Here is a 14,149-nt window from a genome sequence, read left to right on the forward strand (position 1 = left end):
AAAGCTCCCCATTATCCTTGCCCGTACACGGAACACCAGGCACTGTCCCGCTGCGAGCTCGCACCCTCCTGCCACCCGGAGCATCACCATTTAAAATCAGCGGTCAACATGTAAGGGGAGAGATATGTCCATCAAACGAGGGGATGTAGTAAGCCACTGCGGAGCCAGCCAGTGGGGCGTCGGCAAGGTCATTGAGGTCTGCCCGACACGGGTGGCGATCCACTTCAACGACGGGGTGATCAGGAAGATCGTCCATTCCCACCTGGGAGACCTGCAGCCGGCGGAACCCGCGTCATTCCAGCCGGTGCACGTGGACGACCAGAAGATGCCGCAAAAGGCGGCTTTACCCAAGGTGAAAAAGAGCGCTGCTTTGCCCAAGGAGAAGAAAAACACGCGGAGCAAACGCGCGTTGATCTGAAATGCCGGTGCCGACCCGATTGGTCGCGTGCCGCCGGGGGAGAGAAAAGTACGAGGGATGAGCCGATGGCGGCTGATCCCTCGTTTGCGTTGGTGTGGTGTGTGGCGGTGACGCTTCCCCTCAGCCGGAGGTGAGCCGGCGACGGATCTCCCTGGCGGCCTGCACCATGTTGCCGAGGGAGGCTTCGATCTCGGGCCAGCCGCGGGTTTTAAGGCCGCAGTCGGGATTCACCCAGAGCCGCTCGGCCGGCAGGACTTCGGCCGCGAGCTCGAGGAGCGTGGTCATCTCTTCGACCGTGGGAACGCGCGGCGAGTGGATGTCGTAGATGCCCGGGCCGACGTCGTTGGGGTAGCCGTGCAGCCGGAAGTGGGACAGAAGCTCCATCCGTGAGCGTGAGGACTCGATGGAGAGGACGTCCGCGTCCATGGCGACGATGGAGGGGAGGATGTCACCGAACTCGGAGTAGCACATGTGGGTGTGGATCTGGGTCTCGTCGCTCACTCCGGCGGTGGAGAGGCAGAAGGCCGCGACCGCCCATGCCAGGTACTCGGGCCAGTCGCGCCGACGCAGCGGCAGCCCCTCCCGGATGGCGGGCTCGTCCACCTGGATCATGGCGATCCCCGCCTGCTCCAGGTCGGCCACCTCGTCCCGCAGCGCGAGGGCGATCTGCCGGCAGGTCTCGGAGCGCGGCTGGTCGTTGCGCACGAAGGACCACTGCAATATGGTGACCGGGCCGGTGAGCATCCCCTTCACGGGGCGTTTGCTGAGCGACTGCGCGAACGTGCTCCACTCGACGGTCATGGGGCGGGGGCGGGCCACGTCGCCGTAGAGAACCGGGGGCTTGACGCAGCGCGACCCGTAGCTCTGCACCCAGCCGTTCTGGGTGAAGGCGAAGCCATCCAGCTGTTCTCCGAAATACTCCACCATGTCCGTACGCTCGAATTCGCCGTGCACCAGCACGTCCAGCCCGAGATTTTCCTGCTTCTCGATGCAGCGTCCGATTTCGGTGCGCATGAAGTCCTGGTACCCTTCGCTGTCGAGCGCGCCGCTGCGCCACCTGGAACGCGCTTCGCGCACCTCCCGGGACTGGGGGAAGGAGCCGATGGTGGTGGTCGGCAGCAGGGGGAGGTCGAAGCGTCGCTTCTGTTTCGCGCTGCGCTCCGCGAAGGGGGCGCTGCGCCTGGACATCGCTTCGGTCACCTGGCCCGCCCGATGCCGGACCGCAGGGTTGTCGGCGGCTGCAGCCGCCCGCCGTCGGGCGAGCGCCGCGCTGGCCTGTTCGAAGGGAGCGCCCTGCGGCTCTTCCTGTTCCGCGGCATCGGCCAGCAGGCACACCTCGGCGACCTTCTGCGCCGCGAACGCCATCCAGTTCTTCAGCTCCGCATCGAGTCTGGTCTCGGCATCGAGGTCGACGGGGACGTGCAGCAGTGAGCATGATGTGGCGATCATCACTCGTTCCGCTCCCAGGGTGGCGACGGCACGCCGGACCATGCGGTGGGCCTGTTCCAGGTCCGCGCGCCAGATGTTGCGGCCGTCGATAATCCCGAGCGACAGCTTCATTCCTGCCGGCAGCGCCGCCAGCACGGAGTCGAGGTCGGAGGGAGCGCGCACCAGGTCGAGATGCAGCGCCTCGCATCCGGACTCGGTGACCAGCGCCAGGTTGTCGCCGATGGAGCCGAAGTAGGTGGCGACCAGCAGGGCGGGACGTTTCGCGGTGCCGGCCAGCCGCGTGAGGGCGGTGCGGTACGCCTGCGTACTGGCCGGGTCGAGATCGAAGCAGAGGCAGGGCTCGTCGAGCTGGACCGAAGTGACGCCGTGGCCGGCGAGCAGCGCCAGCAATTCCTCGTAGACCGGGAGCAGGCGCGGCAACAGTTCCAGTGTGTCCACCCCTTCGACGTCTTCGGCGTACTTGGACAGCTTCAGGAAGGTGACCGGGCCGGGGAGTACCGGACGAGGCGCCATGCCCAGTGCCTGTGCCTCGGCGAGTTCCGCAATTATCTTGGTGGGGTCCAGGACGAAGGTCTGATCCGGCCTCAGTTCCGGCACGATGTAGTGGTAGTTGGTGTCGAACCACTTGGTCATTTCCAATGGGGAGAGGTCTATGCCGGCACCGCGGTCCTGGACGCCGCGGGCCATGGCGAAGTAGCGGTTGAGCGGATTGGCGATCTTCTCGAACCGGGCCGGTATGCCCCCGACCGTCACGGCCATGTCCAGCATATGGTCATAGAGAGAGAAGTCGTTGCATGGGATCTGATCAAGCCCCGCCTGTTTCATCATCGACCAGTGCCGGGTACGGATCTCCTGCGCAGTGGCCAGGAGCGACTCCGCCGGGGTCGCTCCGCTCCAGTAGGCTTCGAGCGCCTTCTTCAACTCCCTTGCGATACCGATTCGGGGGTGGCCTAGTACAGTGGCAAGAACTGGCATAGTACATCTCCTCCGCATGCTGTGGACCGAATTGACGACAAGGTGACAATTGTAGCAGCTTCGTCGCGATGTGCAGCTCATCCGGCATCTCAATGTCGGGGCGATCAACTCAGGGAAGAGAGGAGTCGGCTCGGTCCCGGTCTCATAACTGTTGAATGCAATTTGTCATTGACTACACCAATCATCAAATATAATGTGTTCGACGGTAAAAAAGGGGAGAGGCCGCCTGGCTTGTCCCTGCCGCCCCTGTTCTTGCGCGGAACATCTGCCCAAACATCCAGATCGCGAGGTCTCACACATGAGGAAATACCTGCTGTTATTTCTCGCCTTGGCCTGTGCTTCCACATCGGATGCCGCCCTCAAGGGAACCCACCGCTTCATCACCGAGCCCTTTCATACCGGGCCGGAGGTGACCAGGGAGTGTTCCGGGTGCCATGAGAAGCTGACCAAGCAGATCACCCAGACCGTGCACTGGAACTGGGGCAAAAAGCAGAGCCTGAACGGCAAGACCGTGGACTACGGCAAAAAAAACGCGCTGGGCAACTCCTTCTGCCTTGCCGTTCCCTCCAATCTCCCCGGCTGCACCAGTTGTCATGCCGGCTACGGCTGGGAGGACAGCTCCTTCGACTTCACCAAGACCGAGAACATCGACTGCCTGATCTGCCACGACACCAGTGGCACCTATAAGAAATTCGCGCTCGGGGCGGGACACCCTGTCTACGCCGGCGAGCACAAGGAATATCCTGCCGGCAAGGTATGGGAACCGGTTGACCTGGTCCTCACGGCGCGCTCCATTTCGCGGCCGACGCGGGCCGCCTGCGGCAACTGCCACTTCTACAGCGGCGGCGGGGAAAACTACAAACACGGCGACCTCGATGCCAACCTGGCCAACCCGACCCCCGAATTCGACGTGCACATGGGAGCGAAGGGGCTCACCTGCGAGTCCTGCCACAAGGCGGCCAACCATGACGTCAAAGGGGAGGCCATCTCCGTTTCTCCCGGTTCCGGGCCGCGCGCCATGGGGTGCACCGACTGCCACAAGGGTGATCTGCATAAGATCGCCATTCTCAATAAGCATATGAAAAGGGTCGCCTGCCAGACCTGCCACATCCCGACCTATGCCAAGGGAAGCCCCACCGTGCTTTCCTGGGACTGGTCCACCGCGGGCAAGGACCAAAAGACCGGCGGCGATCCGCTCAGGATTTACGACAAGGCGCGGGGAGACCTCGTACTGGGCAAGGATCTGACCCCGACCCTGATGTGGTACAACGGCACCGTTGAGCGTGTCTTCATGGGCGACAAGATCGATCCCTCGACGGTGGTGCGGCTTTCTGCGCCGCGCGGGGACCGTAGCGACCCCGATTCGAGGATCTTCCCGTTCAAGGTGATGCATGCCAAGCAGCCCTACGACCTGGAAAACAACATCATTGCCGTCCCCAACATCATCGGCCCTGCCGAAAGCGACAGCGCGTATTCCGTCAAGTTCGACTGGGGCAAGGCGATCACCGCGGGTATGAGGGAGGCGGGACTTCCCTACAGCGGCAAGTATGGTTGGGTCGAGACCACCACGGTCTGGTCGCTGAACCATATGGTGGTTCCTAAAGACAAAGCCTTGAGGTGCCAAAACTGTCACGGCGAGAACGGGCGCATCGACTGGAAAGGGCTTGGCTACACCAAGGACCCCCGCGGCTAGTCTGACAGGGGCGCAGCTTGAAACACAAAAAGGGATCAGCCATCGGCTGGTCCCTTCTTTTTTGAAATCGTAACGATTTTAAGTAAAGGAGATGTCGTCCACGAAGGACTGCAGGTGAACTAACGTTTCCCCTTGTCAAAGGGGGGGCAGGGGGGATTTGCCTTTGTCCATTCCCCACCTTCCCACATTTATCAACTTACTGCCACAGAGCTTGCGGCAGCCTGTCCCCGCTAAGGAACCGCTCCACGAATTCAGGATGCTCCAAAAAGGCAAGCACACCCGTACCGAGTTCAATGCTGCGGTCATCCAGGCCGACCTGGCGCAGCCCCGAGGCAAGGGCGGTGAAGGCTGCGTCGTACACCACCTTCCGGAACAGGTCGGCAGGCACCAGCCGGTCCTCGTCCGTCACCACCGGGATGAAGGCATCCCGGCAACTCTGGCTGTCCAGGGAGGTGATGGCACGGCAGGCGAGGGGACGCACGGCGTGAACGCTGCAACCGCCGTAAGCGTCGAGCAGCGGGCAGGACATCTGCTTGAGGATGCGCTCCTCGTCGTCCATCCAGCGCGCCCAGGAGCGGTGTGCGGCGAGGCGTTTTTGCAGGTCTGCCAGGTCCTCACCGGAAAGCTTTTCGCGCAGCCATAGCGCTACGGTCATCGCCTCCGGAAGCAAAACGGCAACGTTTAGGACGCAGCAGTGCGGGCACCCTGCGGCGCAGGCGAAGGGGCGTTCGGCGCAAAAGCTTTCAGCGGCACCCGCGCAGTCCGCCAACGCCCGCGCGAGGGTTGCGGCGTAGGCGCCTTCGCCTAAGGCCTCAACCACCCCGGAGGTAATCTCGGACTTGAACTCTTCTTCGTGCCATGATTCGAGGGTTTTCATAACGCAACATTGTACTGGAATATCACCGACTGTCACGCGGACGATTTCTCAATGAGTGATATCAGGATGCCCGCAGTCACAGAGATCTCCTGACTGTTGTTCTGTCACAGATTCCTTAAATTATTCTTTGACATTGACCTTCATGTACACTAATCTTGCGAGAATTTTGGAACCCGTCCCAGTTTCTGTCTTAATGACACCAAGACTGTAGACTCTATTGAAACATGCGAGGTTTTGTATGAGTACCATGCGCGTGCTGTTAGTGGCAGTCGTACTGGCCAGTCTGATTATTCCTTCCGTCTCATTCGCAGACTCTGACGAAGGGGCTATGTTTGCACAGGCAAAGAGCCACTACCAGGAGAACAGTTACTATTTCGCCTCCACCTGGCTCGAGAGGATGCTTAAGAAGTATCCGAGCACTCCCCAGAGGGAGGAAGTGCTTTTGATGCTTGCGAAGTGCTATGCGGCGACATCGAGGGATGAGAAGGCGGTTCGGACCCTTAAGACCCTGCTGAAGGACTTCCCGAAGGCGTCGGACAAACTGGAGCCGAACCTGCTTAAGCTGGTGCAGGACCAGAGCCAGCCGCCGCAACTTCTTGAGCCGCAACCCGTTCCGGCTGCCGTTGCTGAGAAGGCCGCTGCGGCTCCTGCCGAGAAGGCTGCCGACGACAAAGCTGCTGCCGACAAAGCTGCCGCTGACAAAGCTGCCGCTGACAAAGCTGCCGCTGACAAAGCTGCTACCGACAAAGCTGCCGACGACAAAGCTGCTGCCGACAAAGCTGCCGCTGACAAAGCTGCCGCTGACAAAGCTGCCGCCGACAAAGCTGCCGCCGACAAAGCTGCCGCCGACAAAGCTGCCGCCGACAAAGCTGCTGCTGACAAAGCTGCTGCTGACAAAGCTGCTGCTGACAAAGCTGCTGCTGAGAAGGTCGCCGCTGAGAAAGCCGATGCCGACAAAGCTATCGCTGAGAAGGCCGCTGCTGAGAAGGCCGCTGCTGAGAAGGCTGCCGCTGAGAAGGCTGCCGCTGAGAAAGCGATGGCTGAGAAAGCGATGGCTGAGAAAGCGATGGCTGAGAAAGCGATGGCTGAGAAAGCGATGGCTGAGAAGTTGGCCGCCGACAGGGTGGCGGCTCAGAAAGTGGCTGCTGAACAGGCTGCTACTGAGGCTCCTGCTGAAAAGGCGACAAGCGTCAAGCCGAGACCCACTACCATCGAAGAAGCCGTAGCAGAGAGAACAGCTGTGATAAAGGCCGCTGTTGAGAAAGCCGCAGTGGCAAAAGCGGCCGCTGAGAAAGCGGCTGCAGAAAAAGCCGCAGCTGAGAAGGCCGCTGCAGACAAAGCTGCGGCCGAGAAAGCCGCTGCCAGGAAGGCTGCGGCCGACAAAGCTGCCGCCGAGAAGGCAGTCGCAGACAAAGCAGCAGCCAAGAAGGCCGTTACCAAGAAAACGGTCGCAAAGAAACCTGCAGACAAGAAACCGACAGAAACAAAACCGGCAGAGAATACGGCCGCGACCCCGCAACATGCACCTGCTCCGCCCGCAGTTTCGACGCCGTCCGAAGCGCAGGTGGCGCCGGTAAAGGCGGCTTCTGCTGGGGGACCCTACACCCTCGACTTTGGAAGCTTTGTGCTGAAATCCGGCATGGCCGACATCAAGAAAAAGATTAGGAGTGCCGGGTTGAAGCCGGTAGTGGAGCCTGGTCCCAAAAAGAAAGAGCAGATGAGCCGGATCCATGTCGGCGAATATGCCGAACAGAAAGCCGCCGAGAAGATGGTACAGAAGCTGCGCAAGGCGAAATCCGAAAACTTCATGCTCCAGGACAAGAGCGGCAAGTTCAACGTGTATGCGGGGTCTTACTTCGATAAGGTCGGTGCCGTCGACGAGCAACTCCGGCTGGCCGGCTTCGGCATCACCACCGAACTCAGGCCGACCGCCGTCGAGGTTCCCACCTTCAGCCTGACTGCCGGCTCTTTCAAAAGCGAGGAAGAAGCAGCCCGGAAGGGGGCTGAACTGGAGAAGCTGGGCGTGAAACCGTCCGTGGTGCAACGTCCGAAATAGGATGGGATAAAGAAGAGGCAGAAAGAAAAGGGGCAGCCGCTGAGGCTGCCCCTTTCTTGTTGGCAAAAGGCAGCGTTTGGCGGCCTTTGCGTAGTTATCTACTGTAACGGACGGAGACCCCGCCCGGCAAGGTCATCAAGCCTGCTGGCCCCCCGCAGCCTCCGCGTTGCAGCGCTCGACGGACTCCCTGAGCCAGGCGATCTCTTCCGGGTGGAACTGCTTCGAGTACTCGGTCCCTATGTTGAGCGCCCAGTTGAGGGGCGCCACGGTGCTGAGCGCGAGCAGGTAACCCGGAACCTCTACGTAGCTGGCCGTGGCCTCCCAGGCCTGCAGGCGCTCCAGCGTGCTGAAAAGCATCAGATAGTCTTTGCCGTCGGCCTCGGTTATCAGCGGCACGACGCCCCCCGACTCTTCCTGCTGCTCGCTTTCCTCGACAATGGGTACAAAAAACGAAGAGTTGAGAAAAAGGTCGTAGAACTCGCACTGCTTCTTACCGTCACTCATGTTCTGGCGCAGGTTTGCCAGTGCCTCGTCAAGTTTTTCCATCTGGGTATCCTTTGGGATTGGTATAGGCGGCAAGCAGTGGCCTCCACCGGCACCATACCGAAGGGGGTGGATCATTTCAAGGATAAAGATAAAGCGATGTCTCAGCCCTGCAGCTTGTCGGGGCGTTTGCCCTGCTTCACAATTCTCATATTAAAAGCGGGCCGCCTCGCTTACAATTAACCAAGGCGTCTCACGATTCCCCACACGTCCCAGAGGATACCAATGCAGCATCGGCACCTGAAGGTCAAGCTGGTAAAAAGCGAATGGCTGCGCTACCTGCTCATCGGGACAGGGGTCTTATCCCTTGCCGTCGGGGGTGTTGGACTTTTTCTTCCCCTGGTTCCGACGGTCCCCTTCCTCCTCGTCGCCGTGATCTGCTTTTCGCGCAGCTCGGCGCGCTTTCATGCCTGGCTGATCGAGCACAGACATCTAGGCCCGATATTGAAGGAGTACTTGGTCCATGGTTCCGTTCCGCTCCGCGCCAAGTGCGTTGCTATCGGCGCCATATGGATCTCCTTCCCCGTGACCGCGTTCGTCTTCGTGCAAACGGTGTGGCTGCGGATCCTGCTCCTTTCCATCGCCGCCTGCGTAACCCTTTACCTCCTGGTGCTGCCGATCGCGCCACGACCGACACAGGATCCCGAGTCGGGGAAGGGGAAGCCTTGATCCCGCAGGCGATCAGTCGATCCTGAACTGACGTACCCGGGCCTGGAGCTGTACCGCATTCTGGCTCAGTAAAGTCGCCGCATCTGCCGAGTCGTGGGCGGCTTGGGTCGTCTGCTGCACCACGAACGTAATCTGCTGCATGTTGCCGGAGATCTCGCGGGTCGTCGCCGTCTGCTGTTCCGCTGCGGTGGCCACCTGGTTGATCTGCATGGTCACCTCTGCGATGCACTCCATGATCTCGCGCAGGGCCTGCTGCGATTTCCCCGCCTCGACGGTTCCCTTCTCCACCTCCTCCACCCCGGCCTCCATGGCATCCACGGCGCAACGGGTTTCCTGCTGAATCAGCTTGATCATGCCGTCGATCTCTTTGGTAGCCCGGGTGGTGCGTTCGGCCAAGGCACGCACCTCGTCGGCCACCACCGCAAAGCCCCGCCCCTGCTCGCCGGCCCGGGCGGCCTCGATGGCAGCGTTCAATGCCAGGAGATTGGTCTGGTCGGCGATGTCCTCGATGGTGCCGAGAATGGCGCCGATCTGCTCGGAGCGGGTACCCAACCCTCCTACGCTCTGCGCCGATTCCCGGACCCGTTCGGAAATGGAGCGCATGGCATCGATGGCACCGTCGACGACAGCGGCGCCGGTCGACGCGGTGGCATTGGCCCGGCGGGCCAGGTCAGCGGCACCGGCGCAGTTGAGGGCGATTTCGGACGAGGTGGCAGCCATCTCCTCGCCGGCTGCGGCCACCGATCCAACCTGCCCTGAAACCTGGTCCGCACCGGCCGCCATCTGCAGCGCCGTTTCGTTGAAGCGACCCGATGCCTGGGAGACTTCCTCGGCGGAACTTCTTACCTGTACCACCACATCCTTCAGGTGTTGCGCCATCCTGTTCATATCCGAGGCCAGCAGCCCCAGTTCGTCGCTCCCCTCGTGGTCGATCCGGGTCGTCAGTTCACCCTGCGCGATGAGGTTCACCCCGTGCGCCAGTTGGCCGATGGTGCGCTGTACCGACTTCACTATGACCAGCATCACCCCTCCTCCCACCGCGAACACCAGGAGCGCGATCAGCAGGCAGTTCATCAGCAGGCCGCGCAACACCCCGTCGATATGGCTCATGGAGATGTCCGCGCCGATCACGTACAGGGTGCCGTCCGCCGAATGTGCGGGCATGAAGATGGACCGGAAGGTTCCCCACTTGTCGGAGTACTGGTCGTAGTGCAGCTTGCCGTCCAGGAAGGCGTCCTTGAGCCCTTGACTTGCGTCCTCGTACGGATCGAGGAGCTTGCTCTGCTTGCCGGTCTGCTTTTCCTCCTTGGTGTAGCTGGAAGAAGAGAAGACGATCTTTCCGTCCTTTTTAACCATCGTATAGATGTAGTTGAACCCCGACGCGTTGGCCCAGGCGGTGAGACGGTCGCTCAGGGCATCGAATTCAGCCTGGGTCGGGGGAGCGGAAGCCATCCTGGCGTGATAGGGGTCGGTGGCAAGACGCGCACCCTCGACGCAGGTGCGCAGCTCGCGGTCGATGTCTCCCAGGATCTCTTTCTTCTCGCTGTAATAGGTGTGGAGCGTGAATGCCGTCGTGGTGAAGAGGTTGAGGATCAGCATGGCCCCGAAGAACTTGGTGGACAACTTTGCCGTTTTGAAGCCTTTCATCGTTTGCTCCTGTGGTGCCGTGTATGTGCGTCTCCACCTTATCGGTGACCGGACGACAATCTTTAGGAGCGCTGCAGCGGGACCAGGAGGAGGCGGGGCAAGGGGAGGGACGTAGGAGGAAAGGGGGACCGTTTCCGGTCCCCCGTGAGAGTTATTTCTTGTGCTTCATCGCCACCTTGATCTTCTTGATGTCCTTGCGCATAAGGGCCACGTCGCGCTCGACGTTGAGCACCTTGAGGCGCAGGTCGGTAATCTGCATGGCGAGCTTTTCGTTGCTGGGAATTTCCTTGGCAGCCTCAGCCGCCGGTGCGGCGCTCGAGGGGAGGGGCACCGGCTCGGTCGAGGCAACCATGACCGGCGCGGCCGAAGAGAGCGCCCATCCGCCCACGTAGCCGTTGAGCTTGCCGTCAGCAGAGGCGACCTTGACCCACCCGCCGGAGCAGCTCTCTGCTGTCACCTTGGCGTCCTTCTTGAGGACAGCGATCACCTTCGCCTTCTTACTGGCTGTCTTGCGCAGACGGATCTCGGGGGCGGTTACGGTACAGTTGGTGCTCTCGGCCAAGGCCGGAACTGCGAATGCTGCTACAGCCGCTGTTGCGAGGATGATGTTGCGGATCTTTTTGCTCATGGCGTCTCCTTTGTATGAGTAATGCGACCAGGCGGTCGAGGTTGATGCGTTTGAGGGAGGCGACGCGAAGGCAGTCCCTCGGAGTCCTGCTCTGGAATTCAGAGTAGAAATAATACCCAGGCAATTAGAAACAATCAATAAAAACGTTTCAATTTTTGGCGATTGTTCGGAGTGACAGGGCCCTGCTATTGTGAGCGGTCATGCGCCGAGCGTCCTTGAGCTTGATCAGATCGACTGCTTGCATGATCTTGTTGTACTGACACAGATTGACCCGCTCCCCTGTCAGTACGTTGAGCGCCTGGTCGGTGATCTCCGGGTACCGTTCCATCGCGGCGTGAAGCTGTGAGTACTGGTAGCTGGATATCTCGCAGCGGCCTTCCTTGGTCGCCGTGCGGATGCCGGGGTTCAACGCGAAAAGGGCAGTTATGGCGAGAAACAGCAGCACTACGAAGGGTGTCTTTTCCATGAATGGTGACTGGCCGGCGGCGATGGCCTTCCTTATAGATTTCGGGCAACAGTCTCTGTTATCGGCGGTGGTGCATGCACACTGAAGTGAAAAGTTTCAAAAAAAGGCAGCACCGAGCGGGTGCTGCCTTTTGCCTTCTCTTCGCCGAGTGAAATCTACGTCGGCGGTATCGCCTGTGTCATCAGAACTTCTCGAAGTCGGAGTCGTCCTGGTGCATCTCCAGGGCCAGTCCGCCTGCCGCTGCCTGTTGCTTCCGTACGGGCTGCACCAGCGCGGCCGACTGAGTCAGGTTTTTCTTGCGCTGAGCGTGATTGATCTTCGGCTGAACCTCCTGGACGGGGTGCGCCGGAGGGAGTCGCTTGACCCCGCGCTCAGCGGATTCGACCTTGAAATAGGAGATGGAGTCCTGCAACTGTTCCGCCTGGCTCGAGAGTTCCTCGGCGGTGGAGGACATCTCCTCGGCGGCCGAGGCGTTTTGCTGGATGACCTGGTCCAGTTGCTGGATCGCCTTGTTGATCTGCTCGGCGCCGGTGTCCTGTTCGCGGCAGGCGGCCGAGATCTCCATGACCAGTTCCGCCGTCTTCTGGATATCGGGAACCATCCGGTTCAGCATCTCGCCGGCTCGTTCGGCGATCTCGACGCTGCTGGAGGAGAGCTGCGAGATTTCCGCTGCGGCTTTCTGGCTCCGTTCGGCGAGCTTTCTCACCTCGCTTGCCACCACTGCGAAGCCCTTGCCGTGCTCGCCGGCGCGTGCCGCCTCGATGGCGGCGTTCAAGGCCAGCAGGTTGGTCTGGCGCGCGATCTCCTCGATGATGGAGATCTTGCCGGCAATTTCCTTCATGGCGCCCACGGTGTGCATGACCGCGTCGCCCCCCTCCTTGGCATCCTTGGCGGATTTGGCGGCTATCTTTTCGGTCTGCAGCGCGTTGTCCGCGTTCTGCCTGATGTTGGAGGTCATCTCCTCCATGGACGATGAGACCTCTTCCGCGGAGGCGGCCTGTTCGCTGGCTCCCTGGGACATCTGCTCGGAGCTGGAGGAGAGTTCCTGGCTTCCCGAGGCTACGTTGTCGGCTGCGCCCTTCACATCGGTCACCACCTCGTTGAGTTTTTCCAGCATCGCCTTCAGGGCGATCAAAAGCTGGTCTTCCGGTGAACGTTCGGCCAGTTTCAGGGTCAGGTCCCCTGCCGCTATCTGCTTGGCGACCTCGGCGATGTTCCGGTTGGCCTGTGCCGTGCTGTTGACCGCCTCGGCGATGGTGTCGAAGGTGTGCTTCACCTCGGCAGTGTCGCTGTCGGCCGGTTCCGTCCGCAGCGCGATGGTGACATCGCCAAGGGCGAGTTTACCCAGTCCTTCCACCAGTTTCCTGGTCTCGCGGTCCTGGTAGTCCGCGATCTTCTTGGCCTGGCGCGCCGCCGCTTTCACCGAGGTCAGGTCGGTGACGACCTCGAAGGCGCCGATCACCTTGCCGTCCTTGTCCTTGATCGGGACGCCGGTGTAGCTGATGTCGAGGTCGAGCCCTGCCGAGGGGTGGGCATCCGTCTCCCGGGTTGCTTCCAGGCCGGTGCCGATGGCCTGGGCGCAGGCGCAGTTGGCGGTCTTGCAGTCGCTGGTCTTGAAGTGGTCGTAACACTTGGTGCCGATCACCTGGGCCTGGCTTTTCCCTCCCACCTTGGCCCCGAGCTGGTTCATGTACAAAACGGTAAAGTCGTTGTCGATGATCATGGCTGGGGCGGGCATGTTGTCCATGAAGCCGACCATGGTGGCCAGGGAATCGTTGACCCCCTGGACGATGTTGCGGTACGCCCCCTGGTGTTTCTGGGCGTCGGCACGCGCGGTGAGCCTACCCTCGGTTGCCGCCTGGGCGAGGGTGGCGGCATCGGCGTTGAGGGTCTTGATCACCTCGACACAGCCATTCACCGCGGCGGCCAGGGCATCGAAGATCTCCTTGGCTGCGCCGGTATCGGCGTCCCCTTCGGCGGTGGTGATGGCGAAATCCACTTCCCCCTTGGCGAGTTTGTCCAGGCCGTGCACGAGTTTTCTGGTTTCCTGCTCCTGGTAATCGGCGATCTTGTTGGCCAGGCGCGCCGCCTGCTTGATCGCGGTCTGGTCGGTGACCACCTCGAAGGCGCCGATGACCCGACCGGTTTCGTCACGCATCGGGAGACCGGTGTAGGCGATGTCGAGATCGAGCCCCACGGCCGGGTGCGCATCCGTCTCGGAACTCGCGATCGCCCCGGTCTGCATCGCTCTGCCGCAGGCGCAGTTGGTGCTCCCGCAGTCGCTGGTCTTGAAGTGGTCGAAGCATTTGGTGCCCACCACCTGGGCCTGGGTCTTGCCGCCGACCTTGGCGCCGATTTCGTTCATGTACAGGACGGTGAAGTCGCGGTCCACGATCATGGCCGGCGCCGGCATGGTGTCCAGGAGCCCGACCAGGCGCGTGATGGTGGCGTTCACCCCCTCGATGATCCTGCGGTACTCGCCCTGGTGCCGGGACGCATCGGCACGCTCGGTCAACCTTCCTTGGGTAGCGGCCTTGGCCAGCATGTTGGCGTCGGCGGCCATGGACTGGATCGCGGCGATGGTGACGTTGAGGTTCGCGGCCAGCACGTCCTTGTCGGACTTCGGTTGCAGTTGAACCGACAGGTCTCCTGCCGCCACTTTCTGCGCCGCCCGGGCCGCCTCGGCGATATTGTCGACCATCTTCCCGAACGCATGGGCGAGGTTACC

At 61.3% G+C, this 14,149-nt stretch carries 11 protein-coding genes; 4 read left to right on the forward strand and 7 right to left on the reverse strand.

What is annotated here, in order from left to right; genetic code table 11:
- The first annotated feature begins 124 nt into the window (after positions 1-124).
- Positions 125-418: a DUF3553 domain-containing protein gene (locus KP004_RS06495; protein ID WP_216801542.1), complete on the forward strand. Its 294-nt coding sequence runs from the start codon at positions 125-127 to the stop codon at positions 416-418.
- 120 nt (positions 419-538) lie between these two features.
- Here KP004_RS06495 and metE read toward each other — a convergent pair whose 3' ends face one another.
- Positions 539-2,842 (reverse strand): 5-methyltetrahydropteroyltriglutamate--homocysteine S-methyltransferase, encoded by a 2,304-nt coding sequence (metE, locus tag KP004_RS06500; protein ID WP_216801543.1) that lies wholly within the window; start codon positions 2,840-2,842, stop codon positions 539-541.
- A gap of 298 nt (positions 2,843-3,140) precedes the next feature.
- Between metE and KP004_RS06505 the strand changes: the two genes are divergently transcribed.
- Positions 3,141-4,535 carry a tetrathionate reductase family octaheme c-type cytochrome gene (locus KP004_RS06505; RefSeq protein WP_216801544.1) on the forward strand — a complete coding sequence of 465 codons (1,395 nt, stop codon included), beginning with the start codon at positions 3,141-3,143 and terminating at the stop codon, positions 4,533-4,535.
- 196 nt (positions 4,536-4,731) lie between these two features.
- Here the strand turns inward: KP004_RS06505 and KP004_RS06510 are convergent, their stop codons facing one another.
- Positions 4,732-5,412 (reverse strand): YkgJ family cysteine cluster protein, encoded by a 681-nt coding sequence (locus KP004_RS06510; protein ID WP_216801545.1) that lies wholly within the window; start codon positions 5,410-5,412, stop codon positions 4,732-4,734.
- Positions 5,413-5,740: 328 nt separating this feature from the next.
- Between KP004_RS06510 and KP004_RS06515 the strand changes: the two genes are divergently transcribed.
- Positions 5,741-7,468, forward strand: a complete 1,728-nt coding sequence (locus tag KP004_RS06515; RefSeq protein WP_216801546.1) for an SPOR domain-containing protein — start codon at positions 5,741-5,743, stop codon at positions 7,466-7,468.
- 135 nt (positions 7,469-7,603) lie between these two features.
- On the opposite strand, the gene KP004_RS06520 is transcribed toward KP004_RS06515, so the two are convergent.
- Positions 7,604-8,014, reverse strand: a complete 411-nt coding sequence (locus tag KP004_RS06520; RefSeq protein WP_216801547.1) for an SseB family protein — start codon at positions 8,012-8,014, stop codon at positions 7,604-7,606.
- A gap of 222 nt (positions 8,015-8,236) precedes the next feature.
- Between KP004_RS06520 and KP004_RS06525 the strand changes: the two genes are divergently transcribed.
- Positions 8,237-8,680 carry a YbaN family protein gene (locus KP004_RS06525; protein ID WP_216801548.1) on the forward strand — a complete coding sequence of 148 codons (444 nt, stop codon included), beginning with the start codon at positions 8,237-8,239 and terminating at the stop codon, positions 8,678-8,680.
- A 12-nt stretch (positions 8,681-8,692) separates the two neighbouring features.
- On the opposite strand, the gene KP004_RS06530 is transcribed toward KP004_RS06525, so the two are convergent.
- The 4 genes from KP004_RS06530 to KP004_RS06545 all read right to left on the reverse strand — a co-directional run bounded on the left by KP004_RS06530 (position 8,693) and on the right by KP004_RS06545 (position 14,122).
- On the reverse strand, positions 8,693-10,327 hold the full coding sequence (locus KP004_RS06530) for a methyl-accepting chemotaxis protein (protein WP_216801549.1): 1,635 nt from the start codon (positions 10,325-10,327) through the stop codon (positions 8,693-8,695).
- A 151-nt stretch (positions 10,328-10,478) separates the two neighbouring features.
- On the reverse strand, positions 10,479-10,955 hold the full coding sequence (locus KP004_RS06535) for an SH3 domain-containing protein (RefSeq protein WP_216801550.1): 477 nt from the start codon (positions 10,953-10,955) through the stop codon (positions 10,479-10,481).
- A 148-nt stretch (positions 10,956-11,103) separates the two neighbouring features.
- Positions 11,104-11,421, reverse strand: a complete 318-nt coding sequence (locus tag KP004_RS06540; protein WP_216801551.1) for a hypothetical protein — start codon at positions 11,419-11,421, stop codon at positions 11,104-11,106.
- 181 nt (positions 11,422-11,602) lie between these two features.
- Positions 11,603-14,122, reverse strand: coding sequence for a methyl-accepting chemotaxis protein (locus KP004_RS06545; protein WP_437178146.1), 2,520 nt, complete (start codon positions 14,120-14,122; stop codon positions 11,603-11,605).
- Positions 14,123-14,149 lie beyond the last annotated feature (27 nt).

Source organism: Geomonas oryzisoli (assembly GCF_018986915.1).
In the GTDB taxonomy this organism is placed as follows: Bacteria; Desulfobacterota; Desulfuromonadia; order Geobacterales; family Geobacteraceae; genus Geomonas; species Geomonas oryzisoli.